Below are 16,776 nucleotides of genomic sequence, written 5' to 3' on the forward strand. Positions count from 1 at the left end.
AGTCCTCGCGCGCGCCCCACAGGGTGACCTCGCTGTCGAACTCGATCTTCACGCGGGCTCCGCCGTCTCGAACCGGTCGACGAGTCTGCTCAGGCAGTCGTCCCAGCCCTGGACATGATCGTCCCGGGTCTCGTCATCGGAGAAGCCGACGTGGGTGATCGTGACCCTGGTCGCCCCGGAGGACTCCGCGCTCGCCTCCACGGAGACCTGCGTGACCTCGGGCTCGCCATCCCACACCCACGTCGAGCGCAGCACACGGGGCTCCTCGAGCTCGGAGTACACGCCCGAGACCCCGATGCCCACCGAGGTCGACCGCGCCGACCACGATCCGCCGGTCTCCGCGTCTATCTCGGCGACGGTGCCGAACGACGCCGGCCAGAGCCAGGCGGCGAAGACGTGCGGGTCGGTGAACGCCTCCCACACCTCACCCGCCGTCGCGTCGACGATCACGGAGGTCTCGAGCTCAGCCATGCACGTCACCCTACGTCCCGGCGCCGAGCGGGCGCGAGGGGGTCATATCGCCTCGGCGGGCTCCGTCGCCGGCGGCGGCTCCTCGCGCCGCCGGAACGCCCCTTCCGGCCAGCTGGCCCGGAACGTCGTCACGACCTGCCACACGCGCCGCGACAGGCCCGCCGGAGAGGTCACCGCCCGCGCCGAGACCGGCATCTTCAGCGTGCGATCCACGCGCACGCCGTCGGAGCCGCGAAGCCGGATCGAGAGGTCGAGGTCGTCGTGGATGCGGGGGTTCGCGCGATCGACCCGGGTGCGCACCCGCTGCCATACCGCCGTGCGCATCGCGAAGTTCGACCCGAAGACGAGCGGTCGCCCGAGCCAGAGCTGCACCCAGAAGTGCCCGCCTCCGATGTACCAGTGCTCCCCGAGGTAGTTCACGAGTGGCGTGGAGCCGTAGAACTCGGCAGAACCCGTGAGCACTCCGAGCGTCGCATCCCGAGCGAATTCGCGCTCGATGCGCTCGATCCAATCCGGATGCGGGCGAGAATCGGCGTCGAGCCGCGCGATGATGTCGGCCGATTCCGAGGCCACGTCATACCCGCGGGCCGCTGCCGGCCAGACCCCCACGAGGTTCTCGCGGACCACCTCGACCCCGTGCCGGGCGGCGACGGCGGGCGAGTCATCCGAACTGGCGTTGTCGATCACGATGATGCGATTCGCGCGACGCGTCTGTGCGGCGAGCGCCGCGAGGCACGCGTCGAGGAAGCGCGCGTCGTCGCGACAAGGAATCACCACCGCGACAGAGAGAGGGGGTGTCACCACGATCACACCGTATCGCCCCGGGTGGATGAGGGGGGCTTAGGCTCTGGGGGTCGACGCAAGGACGGGCTCCGCGACCGGGTCGCGGCCACGAGGGAGTGGGATGACGGTGCTCGCGCGTCAGCCCGCGCGCAACTCCTCCCGCTGCAGGATGCTGCATGCGCCGCCGGCTTCGCATCGTTCGAACGAGCGTCGTACGCGTAACGACTCGATGAATTGCCAGGCTCCTGCCAGGCCCCGGGACCGCGGGCACGCTACTGTGGGAAATAGCGATCGGCGGTCTGCCTTTGGCGTACGTCAGGCCTCCGCAGGGCCGCCGACTGGATCGAGAGACATATCTCTACAGCCGCATATTCCGTTCTCGACGGGCCTGGCCCCGTCCGCGGAACCCGTCCCCGCGACAGCGGAGCGCCGAACATCACCCAGTCCTACTCCGCCGTTTCCCGCGTGGTCAAGGAATCGGGGCTTCTGCAGCGAGCACGCTGGTTCTATGCGCTCGTCGGTGCAGCCCTCACCGTGGCGCTCGTGGCGACCGGCTTCGGCATGTGGCTGCTCGGCGACAGCTGGCTGCAGCTGCTCATGGCCCTGGCGCTCGGCATCATCTTCACTCAGTTCGCGTTTCTCGCGCACGAGGCATCCCACCGTCAGATCTTGAAGTCGGGTCCGTCCAACGATCGCCTCGGCCGCTTCCTCGCGTCCTTCGTCGTGGGCATGAGCTACGCCTGGTGGATGACGAAGCACACGCGCCACCACGCGAACCCGAACCAGATCGGCAAGGATCCCGACATCGAGATCGACACGATCTCGTTCATCGAAGAGGATGCCGCATCGGCCAAGGGCCTGCGCGCCCTGATCACGCGCAGGCAGGGCTACGCATTCTTCCCGCTGCTGCTGCTCGAGGGCCTCAACCTGCACTTCCTGTCGATCAAGACGCTCGTCACCCGCGACTCGGTCAAGGGCCGCTGGATCGAGCTCTCCTTCATCGCCGTGCGCTTCACGCTGTACCTCGGCGTCCTGTTCTGGTTCCTGCCCCTCGGCCTGGCCTTCGCATTCCTCGGCGTCCAGCTCGCCGTCTTCGGCCTGTACATGGGCGCGTCTTTCGCCCCCAACCACAAGGGCATGCCGATCATCCCGAAAGACGCCAAGATCGACTTCTTCAGCAAGCAGGTGCTGACCTCGCGCAACATCTCGGGCGGCTGGTGGGCATCGACGCTCATGGGCGGGCTCAACTACCAGGTCGAGCACCACCTGTTCCCCAACATGCCGCGGCCGCATCTGGCCCGAGCACGGGAGATCGTGCGCGAGTACTGCCGCACCCTCGACGTCCCGTACACCGAGACCACCCTCATCCGGTCGTACGGAATCGTCATCGAGTACCTCAACCGCGTCGGCCTCTCGGCCCGCAATCCCTTCGACTGCCCCCTTGTGAGCGAGTTCCGACGCGTCTAGCGTCGCCCATAGAGCGTCCGCGCTTCGGCGCGTGCGGAAAGAAGGGGCCGGAATACAGGCCCCGTAAAACGAAAGTAAGGAAATACATTATGACCACCGGCACCGTCAAGTGGTTCAACTCCGAAAAGGGCTTCGGCTTCATCGCCCCTGACGACGGCACCGCCGACGTCTTCGCCCACTACAGCGCGATCGCTTCCAGCGGTTACCGCAGCCTCGAAGAGAACCAGCGTGTCGAGTTCGACACCGCTCGTGGCCCCAAGGGCCTGCAGGCGGAGAACATCCGCCTCGTCTAGTCTTCTCTGCGAAGCGCCCGGTCCCCTCGGGGGTCGGGCGCTTCGTCGTACCCGGCACGATCTCGGGCGCGCGACATCCGACCGCTGTCGGCACAGCGGGTGGTCTGGATGCCGTGTGCACAGCCGCGGGGATTCGTGCGACACGCCGCGCCGAGTGCTCCCGGAGCGGCGAGTCGGACTCGTTCCCCGCCGTCGTAGCACGCCTAGGCCGACAGGCCCGGCGGTCCTAGGTCCGCGCGTCGACGGCGACGACGCCTTCAGCGGGCCCTTGGATGGCGCCCGCGACGAGCGCGGCGAACAGTGCCGCGCCAGAGCCGATGACCAGGCCCGCAATGAATCCCGCTTCGGTGGGAATCAGGCGTCCGCCGAACTCGGTGGTGAGGTGGGCGAGAACCGCACCGATGACGGCCGCCGATGCCGTCATGCCGAGGGATCGCATGAGCGCATTGAGACCGTTCGCGGCCGCCTTCTCCGAGGCCGGGACCGCATCGAGGATCAGCGTGGGCATCGCCCCGAACGCGAACCCTGTGCCGATACTCGAGATCCACATCGCAATGGTCAGACCCCAGAGCGACCCGCTCACCTGTGTGGCGGCGGCGTACCCGAGCGCGATGATGACGGCACCGCTGACGAGAGTGGTCTTCGCCCCTCGGGTGGCCGTCAGCCGCGCGGCGAACGGGGCGGCGAGCATCATGACGATCCCGGATGGGGCGACCCAGAGCGCCATCTGGAGCATGGATTGCCCGTGTCCGTAGCCGGTGCCGACGGGAAGCTGCATCAGCTGCGGAATGACGAGCGACTGAGCGTATAGGGCGAAGCCGACCAAGATCGAAGCGAGATTCGTCAGGAGCACCGTGCCGCGGGCTGCAACGCGGAGGTTCACCAGCGGGCTTCGGGTGCGCAGTTCGAGCCAGCACCAGATCGGTGTCACCACGATGGCGAGGACGACGAGTCCCAGAGTTGTGACGCTGGTCCACCCCCACTCCCCGCCCTTGGAGATGGCAAGAAGGACGCTCAACAGGATGATCGTCAGCCCGAGTACGCCGAGGTAGTCGAACGGGACCGCGGCTCGCCGTGTCGCGGGGGCATCCACGAGGAACACGATGAGCGCGCCGACCACGACGGACGCCACGCCGACCGACCAGAACAGGGTGCGCCAATCCGTGTACTCGGCGAGCGCTGCGGCGATCGGCAGACCGATCGCCCCGCCCACGCCGAGCGAGGCGCTCATCAAAGCGATGCCCGCCGCGACCTTCCGGGCGGGGAGCACGTCGTGGAGCAGGCTGATGCCGAGCACCACGATGCCCGTCGCGAATCCCTGCAGTGTGCGGCCGACGATCATGGGGATCAGCGCGGTCGCCAGCGCGCATACGACAGAACCGAGAATCAGGAAAAGGAGCGCGATGAGCAGCATCCGCTTCTTGCCGTATTGGTCGGCGAGGCGCCCGAGAACGGGGGTGGAGACGGCTCCGGCCAGCAGCGTCGAGGTGACGATCCAGGACGCGTCGCTCGGCGTGGTGTCGAAGATGTACGGAAGCTCACCCAGCAGCGGCAGCACGAGGGTCTGCATCATCGAGGCGAGGATCCCGCACGTTATGAGCACGGCGACCACCCCGCCCGTCGGCCGCTGCCGGGCGATCGGAGTCATCCGCCGGGAAGTGGATCGGCGAACGCGATCGGATCGAGGGCGGTCCCGGCCGGATACTGGAAGTCGAAGAGCGCGAGAGCCTCGTCCGCCAGTGCGACGTTGCCCGCGACATCGACCGTCGCGAGAACGATCCGCGCCGGAGAGCCGGTAGACGTGTCTGTCACAGTGAGCAGCGCGCCCCCCTCCGCGCCGTGGACAGGTTCGAGCGAGGGATCGCTGAAGGACACGTGCAGCGCGCCGCGGTGCGCGCGGAACGCCACGCCGCCGCTGAACTCGAGCTGCCCGGAAGTTTCACGTGAAAGGGGGAAGCGCACCGCACCTTCGGGGGTGCGCACTGCGGGAGAGACGACCTCAACGGCACCGCCCACGCCTTCGACGTAGCGGAGGAACGTCTCTCGAACCCCCCAGACGAGGTCAGTGCCCAGACGCTGCCCGACCCACTCCTCAGTCCGCATGCGGACCGAAGACGAGTACGGGCTTGATCACGGCCCCGGAGAGGGACTCCGCCTCGGCGGTGTTGATTTCATCGAACGGGAAGGTCGTGACCAACCGATCGAAGGGGAATTGTCCTGCGCGCCAGTGCTCGATGAGCGCGGGGATGAACTCCTGCGGATCGGCGTCCCCCTCGAGCGCATACGTGACGTTCTTTCCCGTGAGCTGGGTGGGATGCACGGTGATCGATTGTTCGCCGGCACCCACGAACACGACGGTTCCGCCCGGGCGGACGATGGTGATCGCGAGCTCCATGACCGAACCCACGGCGGTCGTATCCAACGCGTGGTCGACGGCGGCAGCGTCGCCGAGAACTGCAGCGGAGAGATCGTCGGTGCTGGCCAGCACAGCGCGGGTTGCGCCCAATTCCACAGCCAGGTCGAGTCGGCTCTGGTGCAGGTCGACGGCGATGATCTCCCCCGCGCCGGCGAGCCGGGCCGCCATCACACCGGCCAAGCCCACGGCTCCTGCGCCGAACACGACGACCGACTGGCCCGGCTGCACGTTCATGACATTCAGGACGGAACCAGCGCCGGTCTGGATGCCGCATCCCAAGGGCCCCATCAGTTCCAGGGGCAGATCCTTGTCGACGGCCACCGCGCTTCGTTCGCTGACTATCGCGTGTCGCGCAAACGACGACTGCCCGAACCACCGGGTGCCCACGGGCGCATTCGAGGAGTCCGCGGCGGAGCCGCTGCCATCCAGATTCCGCGCGCTCAGGTTCAGGGGGAAGAAGGCATCGCAGTACGCGGGATGCCCGCTCTCACACGCACGGCAGCTCCCGCAGGAGGCGAAGCTGAGCACGACAGGGTCACCGGGGCGCACCCGGTCGACACCCGGTCCGACGTCGACGACGATGCCGGACCCTTCATGCCCGAGGACCGCGGGCAGAACTCCCGCCAGCATGCCTCGGGGCAGCATGTCGGTGTGGCAGAGGCCCGCGCCGACGATGCGCACCAGCACGTCGCCTGGGCCGAGGTCGCCGAGGGTTATCTCCTCGAACTCATGCCGGCCCTCCGGAACGCGAAGTACAGCGGCGGTCGTGGTGGTCGTCATGACGTGATTCCTCTCGCGGGTACGGATGCTCGTGTGGCGTGAACGACATCGCGGGCCGCGCCGATGCCGCCTCGATCGCCGATGACTCGGCGCAGCTTCATGATCGCGCGCCGCTCGTTGAGGGTCGCCGCCCCCACGATCCGGTCCCCCGTCCGGTAGACGGCGACGAAGCGCGTTTCGCCGGGGCCACCCGAGAGGAACTCGACCTCGTCGGCGATCGCGGTGCCGACGAACTGGATGCGCTGCCCGTACCAGTCGCTCCAGAAATAGGGGACGGTCTCATACGGCTGCGCCGCACCTGGGTCTGCCGCGTTGAGCCCGGCCCGGGTCGCCTGGTCGGCCGCGTTCGTCCAGTTCTCCAACCGCATCACGCTGTCGAGAGCGCCGTTGGGCCAATGCGCGACATCCCCCGCCGCGTACACATCCTGCAGCGAACTCCGGAGGTACTCGTCGCACACCACCCCGCCATCGACGGCATGCAGGTCGATTCCCGAGGACCGCAGCCACTCGGTCGCGGGGGCGGCGCCGATTCCGATCACGACCACGTCGGCCGGGACCACCTCGCCGGTGTCGAGAAGGACGCTCTCGATTCGATCGGCGCCCAGATACTCCGCCACTCGCGTGTCGAGCAGCAGGCGCGTGCCGTGCTGGCCGTGCAGGGCGGCCAGAACGCCGCCGACCTCCGAGCCCACGGCGCGCACCAAGGGGATCGCCGCCGCCTCGATCACCGTCGCGTGAGCGCCGAGATGCGCGGCGGCGGACGCGATCTCGGAGCCGATGAAGCCGGCACCGACGACGATCACCCGTGCGCCGGGACGAATGCGTTCACGAAGCGCGTCCGCGTCGTCCAGAGTCCGCAGGGTCAGGATGCCGTCGAGGTCGGGGATGCCGGGCACGACCCGCGGGCTGGCACCGGTAGCAACGATCAATCGCTCGTACGGCTGCTCGCCGCCGTCGGTGACGAGGACGTGGTCATCCGGCCGCAGGGAGGTTGCCGTCGTGCCGAGACGCAGGTCGACTCCGAGGTCATCGCGGATCTCTGCTTCGCTGCGATAGAAGTCCGCACTCGCCTCACCGCTGAGATATGCCTTGGACAGCGGAGGCCTGTCATACGGCAGATGGGGCTCCGAGCCGACGAGCGTGACCGGCCCGAGATACCCGCCGCGTCGCACGCCTTCCGCCGCACGGATGCCCGCGAGAGACGCTCCTACGACGACGATTCCTGCGCTCATTCGGCGCTCGCTCCGACAAGAGTGAGTGCCCGCGCGGGGCAGCTCTCCACTGCGGCGATGGTCGCCTCACGGTCGGCGTCGGCGACCGTGTCATCGTGGACGACGAGCGAGCCGTCGTCATCCACTTCGAATCGGTCCGGGTCCAGCGACTCGCAGATGCCGATACCGGTGCAGCGACCGCGATCGACGAGAATGCGCAAAGTGCTCATGGGTGCTCCAATGTGCGGAAGGGGAGTCAGCGGATGACGACCGGCAGCCGATTGACGCCGTTGATGAAGTCGCTGCCGAGGTACTCCGGTTCGCCGACCTCGATGTCGGGGAGTTTGGTCAGGATCTGCTGGAACAGCGCCCGCAGCTGGGCCTTCGCCACCCCGTTGCCGAGGCAGTAGTGAACGCCACCGCCACCGAAGCCGACATGGGGCGTGCGTCCGCGTGAGAGATCGAACTTCGCCGGGTCGGTGAAGACCCGCTCGTCTCGGTTGCCCGAGCAGTAGAAGATGCCGACCTTGTCGCCGGCCAGGATCTGCTGCCCGCCGAGCTCGACATCCTGGGTCGCCGTCCGGGCGAACTGGATGACCGGCGATGCGTGCCGCACGAACTCTTCGATCGCGCCCGTGATGCGCCCGTCGAAATCCTCCATCAGCCAGGCGCGCTGGTCGGGGTGGCGATCGAACTGGATGACGGTGCGCGTCGTCGTCTGCTTCGTGGTGTCGTTGCCGGCGACGCTGAGCAGCACCAGAACCATCATGATGTCCTGATCCGACAGTTTTTCGCCGTCGATCTCGGCGGAGACCAGGGCGGTCATGATGTCGTCCTGCGGTGTCTGGCGTCGCGCCGCCCCCAGCTCCGCGCCGATCGCAGCGATCGTGCCGAATGAGCGCTGCGCTACCTCGATGGGGTTCTCGTCGGGCCTCAGCGCCGTGGGATCCGCGATCCGGACGATGTCGTCCCCGGCGGTGGCGAAGGTCTCCATCAGTGACTCGGGGACGCCCACGAGGTCGGCGACGGTCATCATCGGCAGTCGGGACGACACCTCGGCCACGAAATCGATCGGCCCCGCGCCGACGACCCGGTCGACGATCTGCGCCGCGCGCTCCTCGATCTTGTCGCTCAACCGCGCAACCGCCTTCGGCGTGAATCCGGCGCTCATGATCTTGCGGAATGCCGTGTGACGGGGCGGGTCCAGCTCGAGGAAGCTCATCGCGAGCTGCGCTTCCGGCGGTCCGGGGCGCAGGATCGTGTGGCCGAGTTCTGAGCTGAACAGCTCGTGATGCTGGCTCACGAAGGTGATGTCCTCCGCCCGGGTGACCGCCCAGAACCCGGTCTGGCCATGCTGTTCCGGGGTGAACGCGACCTCCTCGAGCGGACGGTGCCAGCTCACAGGATGCTCGGCGCGGAGCGCCGCGAACGTCTCCTCCCGCTCGTCGAAGGTCTTCGCCCAGAACGCATAGCTGGAGATGTCGAGATCCGTGGTCTCGTCGTGGATGTTGGAGTGCAGTGGCATGGCGTTTCGTCCTTACGATGAACGGAGGAAGGGTCGGAAGTGGGTCACCACGATCGGCGTCAGCAGCCGGGTCGGGTCAGGCCGACGCGCCGCGGAGCATCTGCTCCTTCTCGGGCGTGAACGGCGGTCGGCTGATGGCCATCAGGTCGGGTCCGTCGTGCTTCACGAGGAACGCCTTGTCGTGGCTGAAGGTGCGGATGCCATGCTCTCCGTGGTAGGCGCCCATCCCGCTCGCTCCCACGCCGCCGAACGGAAGCTCGTGCACCGCCAGCTGAAGGATGACGGCGTTCACGACCAGAGAACCCGACGACGTCCGCTCGAGGAACGCCCGCTGCGTCGCGGCAGAGTTCGTGAACGCGTAGAGAGCCAGCGGCTTGTCGCGGTCGTTGATGATCCCGATGGCTTCGTCGGGCCCGCCCACCGTGAGGATCGGCAGAATCGGGCCGAAGATCTCCTCACCCATCACGGGGTCCTGAAGGGTGACGTCCTCCAACACCGTGGGTGCGATGTAGAGGTCGGCAGCCTCCCACTCTCCGCCGATGCTGACGCCAGACTCGGGGAGGAGGCCGACAAGGCGGTTCAGGTGGCGCTCATTGACGATCCGTCCGAAATCCGCCGAGGTGCGCGGATCCGTTCCGTACATGGCCGTGATCTCCCGGCGCAGTGCCTCCACCAGCCGCGGACGGACATCCGCGGTCGTCAGCACGTAGTCCGGCGCGACACACGTCTGACCTGCGTTGAGGAACTTTCCCCACGCGAGCCATTTCGCGGTGGCATCCAGATCGGCGGAATCGTCGACCCACACGGGCGACTTTCCCCCGAGCTCCAGGGTGACCGGCGTCAGGTGCTTCGCCGCGGCGGCCATCACGATCCGGCCGACCGCTCCATTTCCGGTGTAGAAGATGTGGTCCCAGGGGAACTCCAGCAGCTCGGTCGTCTCCGCCACGGCGCCCTCGACGACGCGGATGGCGCGCGGATCGAGGTATCCGGGGACGAGGCGCGCCACGAGCGCCGACGTCGCCGGCACGACCTCGCTCGGCTTGAGCACCACGGCGTTGCCGGCAGCGATCGCCGCGATCGCGGGCAGGAAGAGAAGGTGGACGGGATAGTTCCATGGCGCGATCACCAGCACCGTTCCGAGGGGCTCGCGGTGGATGCTGGCGGTCGCGGGAAGCGCGGCCGGCGGGGATTCCACCTCGCGCTCGGCGGTCCAGGTGCCGATCAGCTCAAGCGTCTGTGCGACCTCCATGCGGACGGCGGCAACCTCTGTGAGGAACGCCTCAAGCCCTGGCTTTCCCAGGTCGTCGCGCACGGCGCGCTCGAACTCTTCGGCGTTCTCCGCGATCATCCGATCCAGCGCGATCAGCTGCTCTCGACGCCACTCCAGCGGGCGGGTGATTCCGCTGCGGAACCCCTCTCGCACGGCGGCTGCCGCAGCAAGCGGAGTGAGCATCGACTGCTGCTCAGGCGTCGTCTCGATCGTGGACATCTTCGTCTCCCGTTCCTGTCGTGTCCCCTCCGGCTCGAGGGGGTGGTCACCACCCGCGAGGCCGGGACGCCGGCTCGCGCGCGTTCGTCTGTTCGAGCGGATCGGGAATCCTGACGCGGCGGACATACGGCTCGTCCGCATCGACGGTCATCTGCAATTCGCTCGTAGCGCTAACTTGTGCGCACAAGTTAGAATAGACGCTTCTACTGGTGCGCACAAGCTCACCAGCTCGACAGTGCGGTCGAGACCTCCCTCGATACGGAGGTGATCCGCGAGAGCAGCCGCCACACCGCAACGGGGAATCCGATGACAGACTTCCATCCCGAGCTCGCCAGTGCACGGTTCATTCCGAGATTCAACGTGGGACCAGTGCTCCTCGCGCTCGCCCGCCGCACCGGCACCAAGGCCCCGGCCGCCCCCGCGGGCATGACGATCACCACTCCGATCGCTCCCGCCGGCGCGGGCGCCCCGGCCGTTCCCCTGCGGGTATACCGGCCTTCGAGCGTGACGGGTGAGACGCCCGCGCTGCTGTGGATGCACGGAGGCGGGCTCGTCGCGGGCACGGCGCACCAGAACGAGGTCTCGAGCATCGGCTTCGCGCAGGAGCTCGGCATCACCGTCGTCTCTGTGGATTACAGGCTGGCGCCGGCGCACCGGTCGCCGTCGGCACTCGATGACTGCCATGCCGCCATGCTGTGGCTCCTCGAGAACGCACGCTCCCTGGGTGTGGACCCCGCTCGCATCGCGGTCGGGGGCGAAAGCGCCGGTGGCGGCCTCGCCGCAGCCCTCGCGCTGCTCCTCCACGACCGGAAGGTGATGACGCCGGCCCTGCAACTCCTGCGCTATCCGATGCTGGATGATCGCACCGCCACACGCACCGACATCGACCCGCGATCGATGAGGGGCTGGTCGCCGAAGAGCAATGTCTTCGGCTGGACGTCGTACCTGGGACACCCTCCCGGAGGTGCGGACGTCACACCCTACGAAGCACCCGCACGCCGGGAGGACTTCGCGGGGCTCGCCCCCGCGTGGATCGGAGTGGGAAGTCTCGACCTGTTCCATGACGAGGACGTCGAGTACGCGCGGAGACTGCGGGCGGCCGGGGTCGCCTGCGAACTCGATGTCGTCCCCGGAGCGTTCCACGGCTTCGACTTCGTGTTCCAGCGCACCGAGGTCGCCCAGGCCTTCTGGCGGAGCCAGGTCGATGCGCTGCGGAGAGCCCTTTCCCCGTGAGCAGATGCGGCAGCAGATCCTGAGCGAGTAGCCGCCACGGCCGGAAGCGCGGCGAGGCTTTCGGACTACGGTGGACATCATGGAAGCCGAAAAGAGGGGACAGCGTCGCCGTGTCACGGCTGCGGATGTGGCAGCGCGAGCGCACGTGTCCAGCACGACGGTCGGGTACGTGCTCAACGGGACCAAGGGGCAGACGATCTCCCCCGCGACCACGCGCCGGGTTCTCGACGCAGCCCGGGAGCTTCAGTATCAGCCGCATCGATCCGCGCAGACGTTGGCGCGTGGCACCAGCGACGTCGTTCTCGTCGTGCTCCCGGACTGGCCCTCGTCCGAGTCATTCTCTGCGGCGGTCGAATCGGCGTCGGCCTTCCTCGCCGATGCCGGCCTGTCCTGTGTCACCCAGGTGATCCCGCCCACGTATCACCGTGCCGTCTGGCGCAGCATCGATCCGCTCCTCGTGGCGGGGGTCGTGCCGTTCACGGATGAAGAGATCCAGGACATGCACTCCGCCGGCGTTTCGCACATCATGACGCTGATGAGCGCGGAACGAGGCGACAGCGGTGCGCTTCAAGCGGAGCATCTTGTCGGGCTCGGGCATCAGCGGCTTGGTTTCGCAGCCAGTGCCGATCAACGCATGGCCGCGGTGAGCCAGTCCAGAGTCGAAGCCTTCACCGATGCCGCGACGCGCCTCGGCGCGCCGGCTCCGCTCGTGCGAACGGTGTCGTTGTTCGACGACTCGGCGGCTCGCGCTCTGGAGGACTGGCGTTCCGCCGGCGTCACCGCCGTCGCGGGATTCACCGACGAGGTTGCGGCCGCGGTCCTCAGGGCAATGCACGCCCAGGGACTCAGCGCACCAGACGACATGGCGGTCATCGGGCACGATGACACGTCCCTGGCTCGGCTGTTCACACCCCAGCTGAGTTCGGTTGCCGTCGACGCTGCGGCCTACGGGCGGCACATGGCATCTCTTGTGCTCGCAACGATCAGAGGCGAACAGCACCCCGCCCCCGGCGAGGCGCTGTTCACTCTGATCGCGCGAGAGTCCACCACGGCCATGCCGGGCACCCCCAGCGGCACCTGACGCGCGTCACTCGATCCCCGAGTCACCACTCGTCGAAGACCCGGTGGTCAGGCGGCGCCCTGCTTGGCCTGCGCCTGCAGCTTCCGCGCGGCCTCGATGAGGGCGGTCGCATCGGGTCCCCACATGAGTTTCATGTAGTGCTGCTCCGACCGCGGGCCCTGCATCCGGCGGATGTTGCCGAGCTTCTCGGTCAGCGCGCGTGTCGCCTGCGCATCCTGCTCCTCGGTGAGGGCGAGGTACTTGCGGTACGCGGGCGGAATGGCCCCATCGATGGCGTCGTCGTACTTGAAGAACAGCGCCATCACCGGCCGCTCCACCCACTTCTGCGAGTGGTGCTTGTTGCGGGCGAGCGCCTCCCCCATGAGATGCTGAACGTTCGCGCCCGTCGCGGGATCGATCCACAGTGTGGAACTCGGCTGGAAGTACTCGTCGTACTTCACATAGAGGGCCTCGAGCTCTGCCATCGTGGTCGGGATTTCGTCTTCCGGCGAGTCGAACAGGCGGCAGTACGCGGCAACCTCGGCGACGAACTGGTCGCGCTCGGCGTCCGACAGAGGATGCGGGGCATTGCCGTCGCGGAACGCGAACGACTCGTAGAGCCACAGCATCGAGTGCATCTCGGTCAAGGCCGCCCACATCGCGTCGCGGGGCGAGTTGGCGGCGTAGCCGCCGAGCTCGGGGTTTCCCACGTCGATGACATCGCCCGCGACCTTCGCGTGGATGTTGCGGATGTGATGCGCGACCCGTCGGGCCGACTCGGTGTCGGCAAGCCACATGGGGGCGTGGATGCCGCAGTTCCGCTGTCCGCGCTCGAAGACATCGAACAGGTTCAACGTCCCCTGGTGGGCTTTGCGGGAGATGGGGTCCCGGTCTCGGATCCCGGCGGCGATCGGCTTGTACGCGAGCTGAAGCTTCTGCTGAAACGCGAACTGGAAGACGATGGTGGCCGGGTGCAGGAGCACCTGCCAGGCCACGGTGCCCGGACCGAACACGCCGTAATCGGGGGAACCGTCCTCCTTCAGCGATGCTCCTGGAGGCGTGGGTTCACCGAAGCGCCTCCAGCGGGCGGCAGAACCGTACAGACGCTCTCGCGTCACGATGTTGTCCGCGCGTGCGGCCTCCACAGGCTGGGCGATTGTCGCCATCTTCAACTCCCTTGTCGAACGTGTTGTCTGCTCGCGATACTAGACAGATTCACTTGTGCGCACAAGTTAAATCGCCTGCGCGCCGCGAAGGGGCTGATCAGCCCTTGTTGATCGCGCTCAGCCCTTGAGCGAGCCCTGCATCAAGGCGAAGACGAACTGGCGCTGGAAGACGAGGAAGACGATCAGTGTCGGGGTGAGAATCAGCAAGGATCCGGCACAGAGCAGGGGAATGTCGGTCCCGTACCGGCCCTGAAATGCCCCCAGGGCACCTGCCATGGTGCGCTTGGCGGGGTCGTCGACGAGCACGATCGCCAGGAGGAACTGGTTCCAGGTCCACAGGAACATGAGTATCGCGAGCGACGACAGGGCGGGGATGGACAGCGGCACGTGGATGCGCCAGAACAGCTGCCAGGTCGTTGCACCGTCGACCCGGGCGGCCTCGGACAGGTCGGCGGGCATCGTGACGAAATGCGCGCGCATCCAGATCACGGCGAACGGCATGAAAAGACCGATGAGCGGCAGGATGATCGCCCAGCGGGTGTTCAGGATGCCGAGCTCGCGGATCTGGAAGTACAGCGGGGTGATGATCCCTTCGAACGGCAGGGTGAGTCCGAGAAGGAAGACGATGAAGACGAGCTTGCTGCCGATCGGCTTGAGGTGCCCGAGGGCGAACCCGGCCAGGGTCGCGATGAAAACCGCGATCGGCACGACGCCCAGCTCGATGAGGAGGCTGGATTCGAGCAACGCGAGCATGTTCGCCGACTGGAAGGCGAGACCGAAGTTCTCCCAATGCGGCGTCTCCGGCCACTCGAGACCCCGTGGGTAGGTGCCGGGCTCGTGGAGCGCCGTCACGAACAGGCTGACGAAGGGGAGCAGGATGACGAGCATCAGAACGACGAGCAGCACGCGGCCGCTCCACTTCTCCCGGGCGTTGACGATCACGATTCTCTGCCTCGGAGAATACGTTGCAGGGGGAGCACGACGACGAGGACGAGAGCCATCAGCACGATCGCGAAGGCCGATGCCATCCCGATCTCACGTTGATAGAACGCCAGGTAGAAGATCTGCAGCCCGGGCACGAGCGTGCTCTCCCCCGGTCCACCCTGGGTCGCGATGTAGATGATGTCGAAGCTGGCGAGCGCCGATATGACGGTGACCGTGACGCAGACCGCCACCTCCTGCCGGACACCGGGGAGGGTGATGGCCAGGAACTCACGGATCGGTCCCGCGCCGTCGATTCGGGCGGCCTCGTAGAGCGCCGGATCGATCTTCGTCATGCCCGCCAGAATCAGCACGAGGCAGAGCCCCACCTGGACCCATGCACCGATGACGCCGACGGCAGGGAGGGCTGTGGTGAAATCTCCCAGCCACGCCCTTGTCAGTCCTCCGAGACCGATCAGCCGCAGAATCTGATTGACCAATCCATCGGTGGAGAGCTGCCAGCTCCACATGATGCCTGCGGCCACGAGCGGGATGACCTGCGGCAGGAACAGCACGGTCCGGGAGACCGTCGCCAGCCTGCCGGTGGCGATCGCCCTGATCACGTTCGCTGCGAGCAGGGCGATGACCACCGGAATCACACTGAAGTACAGGATCAGCTCGAAGGCGTTGAGAATCGATCCGACCAGCTTGGGATTGCTGAACACCTCGATGTAGTTGTCGAAGCCCACCCATGTGGCAGGCGCGATGCCGTTCCAGTCGTAGAACGAGAACTGTGCCGACAGCACGATCGGCCGCAGCACGAAGAAGATGTAGAACCCCGCGGCGGGGAGCACCAGGCCGTAGGCGCTGAGGCTGCGCAGCATTCGGCGCCTTCGCCGCCGGGCAAGGACTTGGGAATCGGAGAGCGCTGCTGCGCCGGCGGGTTTCACCGGCGCAGCAGCGCTTGCCCGTAGTTCGGTCATCGTGGAGCTAGTTCCCGATCTGATCCTCGTAGTCGCTCTGGACCGACTCCAGCAGACCCGCCGGCGTCTGCTCACCGGCGACCATCTTCTGGAGGTTCGGCGTCCAGCTCTGGGCGTAGATCGAGCCGGTGGCGTTGGCGATGAAGTCCATGGCGCCGTTGGCTTCGCTCATGGTCGCGCCCGCTGCCAGGGTGGCCTCGGTGGTCGAGCCCTCCGCCACCGGCGGCATGAACGCATCCGCGGGGCCCATCGGGTGCGAGCCGCCGACTTCGACCGTCAATGCGCGCGCCTCATCGTTCGTCGCGGTCCAGTCGAGGAAGAACGCGGCACAGTCCGGGTGCTCGGCCGCGGCGGCGATTCCGTAGGTGAGCGGCGCGGACATCGCCCCGAGCTGACCGCCTTGCTCACGCGGAGGCACGAGGAAGAAGCCCGCGTTTCCGGTCATCTGCTTGTCGAGCGTGCCCGACTCCCAGTCACCGTTGAACATGAACAACCCCTCGCCGCCGATGAACCGGCTCATCATCTGCGCATAGTCCAGCGAGTTGATGTCGGGGGCGAAGTAGCCCGCGTCGATCCAGCCCTGCAGGTGCTCGGCCGCCTGGACGTTCTCGGGTGTGTTGATCGTCGCATCCGGCTGCTGGAAGATCCACTCGTTGATCGCCGCGGGATCACCGTAGGAGGCCATCAAGCCCTGCAGCGGGAACGCAAGCCCACCCGTCGCGCCGCCGTTGAACTGCACGATCGGCACGATTCCGGCATCCTTCGCCGCCTGCAGTGCAGCGTCGAGCTCGTCGAGCGTCGCCGGAGCCTCGTCGAGCCCGATCTGCGCCGCGAGCTCCTTGTTGTAGAACACGCCGGTCATGGAGTAGTTCAGGCCCTGCGCGTACAACGGCCCGTCCCCGCGACGTCCCTCCTCGTCCACCCGTAGCTGCACCAGTTGAGACGCGGGCCAGTCGGTCCACCCGAATGCCTCGGCGT

General features: G+C 67.2%; 17 protein-coding genes. 4 read left to right on the forward strand and 13 right to left on the reverse strand.

The genetic code is table 11. From position 1 onward, the window contains the following. Positions 1-48 precede the first annotated feature (48 nt). A complete protein-coding gene (locus VNT50_RS03535) occupies positions 49-471 on the reverse strand; it encodes an SRPBCC family protein (RefSeq protein WP_325483718.1) in 423 nt (140 codons plus the stop codon). A gap of 42 nt (positions 472-513) precedes the next feature. Further along, entirely contained in the window at positions 514-1,275 is a 762-nt protein-coding gene (locus VNT50_RS03540; RefSeq protein WP_325483719.1) for a glycosyltransferase family A protein, read from the reverse strand. 333 nt (positions 1,276-1,608) lie between these two features. On the opposite strand from VNT50_RS03540, the gene VNT50_RS03545 reads away from it, so the two are divergent. Continuing rightward, positions 1,609-2,721, forward strand: a complete 1,113-nt coding sequence (locus VNT50_RS03545; RefSeq protein WP_414683935.1) for a fatty acid desaturase family protein — start codon at positions 1,609-1,611, stop codon at positions 2,719-2,721. An 89-nt stretch (positions 2,722-2,810) separates the two neighbouring features. Further along, complete coding sequence (locus VNT50_RS03550) at positions 2,811-3,014, forward strand: cold-shock protein (protein ID WP_325483720.1); 204 nt, start codon at positions 2,811-2,813, stop codon at positions 3,012-3,014. 226 nt (positions 3,015-3,240) lie between these two features. Here the strand turns inward: VNT50_RS03550 and VNT50_RS03555 are convergent, their stop codons facing one another. The 7 genes from VNT50_RS03555 to VNT50_RS03585 form a co-directional block, all read right to left on the reverse strand. Then, positions 3,241-4,662 carry an MFS transporter gene (locus tag VNT50_RS03555; RefSeq protein WP_325483721.1) on the reverse strand — a complete coding sequence of 474 codons (1,422 nt, stop codon included), beginning with the start codon at positions 4,660-4,662 and terminating at the stop codon, positions 3,241-3,243. Then, a complete protein-coding gene (locus tag VNT50_RS03560) occupies positions 4,659-5,117 on the reverse strand; it encodes an HtaA domain-containing protein (RefSeq protein ID WP_325483722.1) in 459 nt (152 codons plus the stop codon). Before VNT50_RS03560 ends, VNT50_RS03555 begins: the two co-directional genes overlap by 4 nt. Continuing rightward, positions 5,107-6,210, reverse strand: coding sequence for an NAD(P)-dependent alcohol dehydrogenase (locus VNT50_RS03565; RefSeq protein ID WP_325483723.1), 1,104 nt, complete (start codon positions 6,208-6,210; stop codon positions 5,107-5,109). The genes VNT50_RS03560 and VNT50_RS03565 overlap by 11 nt, the downstream gene beginning before the upstream one ends. After that, a complete protein-coding gene (locus VNT50_RS03570) occupies positions 6,207-7,442 on the reverse strand; it encodes an NAD(P)/FAD-dependent oxidoreductase (protein WP_325483724.1) in 1,236 nt (411 codons plus the stop codon). The genes VNT50_RS03565 and VNT50_RS03570 overlap by 4 nt, the downstream gene beginning before the upstream one ends. Beyond that, positions 7,439-7,651 (reverse strand): ferredoxin, encoded by a 213-nt coding sequence (locus tag VNT50_RS03575; protein ID WP_325483725.1) that lies wholly within the window; start codon positions 7,649-7,651, stop codon positions 7,439-7,441. The genes VNT50_RS03570 and VNT50_RS03575 overlap by 4 nt, the downstream gene beginning before the upstream one ends. Before the next feature lie 26 nt (positions 7,652-7,677). Continuing rightward, the gene (locus tag VNT50_RS03580; RefSeq protein WP_325483726.1) at positions 7,678-8,946 is read right to left on the reverse strand and encodes a cytochrome P450; all 1,269 of its coding nucleotides are present in this window, start codon (positions 8,944-8,946) and stop codon (positions 7,678-7,680) included. A gap of 76 nt (positions 8,947-9,022) precedes the next feature. Then, entirely contained in the window at positions 9,023-10,435 is a 1,413-nt protein-coding gene (locus VNT50_RS03585) for an aldehyde dehydrogenase family protein (protein ID WP_325483727.1), read from the reverse strand. 306 nt (positions 10,436-10,741) lie between these two features. Between VNT50_RS03585 and VNT50_RS03590 the strand changes: the two genes are divergently transcribed. Together VNT50_RS03590 and VNT50_RS03595 are read left to right on the forward strand one after the other, a co-directional pair. After that, a complete protein-coding gene (locus VNT50_RS03590; protein WP_325483728.1) occupies positions 10,742-11,668 on the forward strand; it encodes an alpha/beta hydrolase in 927 nt (308 codons plus the stop codon). Between the two features lie 79 nt (positions 11,669-11,747). Continuing rightward, positions 11,748-12,749, forward strand: a complete 1,002-nt coding sequence (locus VNT50_RS03595; protein WP_325483729.1) for a LacI family DNA-binding transcriptional regulator — start codon at positions 11,748-11,750, stop codon at positions 12,747-12,749. A 47-nt stretch (positions 12,750-12,796) separates the two neighbouring features. On the opposite strand, the gene VNT50_RS03600 is transcribed toward VNT50_RS03595, so the two are convergent. The 4 genes from VNT50_RS03600 to VNT50_RS03615 all read right to left on the reverse strand — a co-directional run. After that, positions 12,797-13,894: an oxygenase MpaB family protein gene (locus VNT50_RS03600; protein ID WP_325483730.1), complete on the reverse strand. Its 1,098-nt coding sequence runs from the start codon at positions 13,892-13,894 to the stop codon at positions 12,797-12,799. A gap of 117 nt (positions 13,895-14,011) precedes the next feature. Then, positions 14,012-14,836, reverse strand: coding sequence for a carbohydrate ABC transporter permease (locus VNT50_RS03605; RefSeq protein WP_325483731.1), 825 nt, complete (start codon positions 14,834-14,836; stop codon positions 14,012-14,014). Further along, on the reverse strand, positions 14,833-15,798 hold the full coding sequence (locus VNT50_RS03610; RefSeq protein WP_414683934.1) for a carbohydrate ABC transporter permease: 966 nt from the start codon (positions 15,796-15,798) through the stop codon (positions 14,833-14,835). The genes VNT50_RS03605 and VNT50_RS03610 overlap by 4 nt, the downstream gene beginning before the upstream one ends. A 7-nt stretch (positions 15,799-15,805) precedes the next feature. Next, on the reverse strand, positions 15,806-16,776 hold a 971-nt coding region (locus tag VNT50_RS03615; protein ID WP_325483733.1), incomplete at its 5' end, for an ABC transporter substrate-binding protein.

This window comes from Microbacterium sp. (assembly GCF_035554235.1).
Lineage (GTDB): Bacteria > Actinomycetota > Actinomycetes > Actinomycetales > Microbacteriaceae > Microbacterium.

What these genes read in the sequence shown, in the direction of transcription:
- VNT50_RS03535 (WP_325483718.1), bottom strand. Translation starts at nt 471, where the DNA reads ATGGCTGAGCTCGAGACCTCCGTGATCGTCGACGCGACGGCGGGTGAG.
- VNT50_RS03550 (WP_325483720.1), top strand. Translation starts at nt 2,811, where the DNA reads ATGACCACCGGCACCGTCAAGTGGTTCAACTCCGAAAAGGGCTTCGGC.
- VNT50_RS03555 (WP_325483721.1), bottom strand. Translation starts at nt 4,662, where the DNA reads ATGACTCCGATCGCCCGGCAGCGGCCGACGGGCGGGGTGGTCGCCGTG.
- VNT50_RS03560 (WP_325483722.1), bottom strand. Translation starts at nt 5,117, where the DNA reads ATGCGGACTGAGGAGTGGGTCGGGCAGCGTCTGGGCACTGACCTCGTC.
- VNT50_RS03565 (WP_325483723.1), bottom strand. Translation starts at nt 6,210, where the DNA reads ATGACGACCACCACGACCGCCGCTGTACTTCGCGTTCCGGAGGGCCGG.
- VNT50_RS03570 (WP_325483724.1), bottom strand. Translation starts at nt 7,442, where the DNA reads ATGAGCGCAGGAATCGTCGTCGTAGGAGCGTCTCTCGCGGGCATCCGT.
- VNT50_RS03575 (WP_325483725.1), bottom strand. Translation starts at nt 7,651, where the DNA reads ATGAGCACTTTGCGCATTCTCGTCGATCGCGGTCGCTGCACCGGTATC.
- VNT50_RS03580 (WP_325483726.1), bottom strand. Translation starts at nt 8,946, where the DNA reads ATGCCACTGCACTCCAACATCCACGACGAGACCACGGATCTCGACATC.
- VNT50_RS03585 (WP_325483727.1), bottom strand. Translation starts at nt 10,435, where the DNA reads ATGTCCACGATCGAGACGACGCCTGAGCAGCAGTCGATGCTCACTCCG.
- VNT50_RS03590 (WP_325483728.1), top strand. Translation starts at nt 10,742, where the DNA reads ATGACAGACTTCCATCCCGAGCTCGCCAGTGCACGGTTCATTCCGAGA.
- VNT50_RS03595 (WP_325483729.1), top strand. Translation starts at nt 11,748, where the DNA reads ATGGAAGCCGAAAAGAGGGGACAGCGTCGCCGTGTCACGGCTGCGGAT.
- VNT50_RS03600 (WP_325483730.1), bottom strand. Translation starts at nt 13,894, where the DNA reads ATGGCGACAATCGCCCAGCCTGTGGAGGCCGCACGCGCGGACAACATC.
- VNT50_RS03610 (WP_414683934.1), bottom strand. Translation starts at nt 15,798, where the DNA reads ATGACCGAACTACGGGCAAGCGCTGCTGCGCCGGTGAAACCCGCCGGC.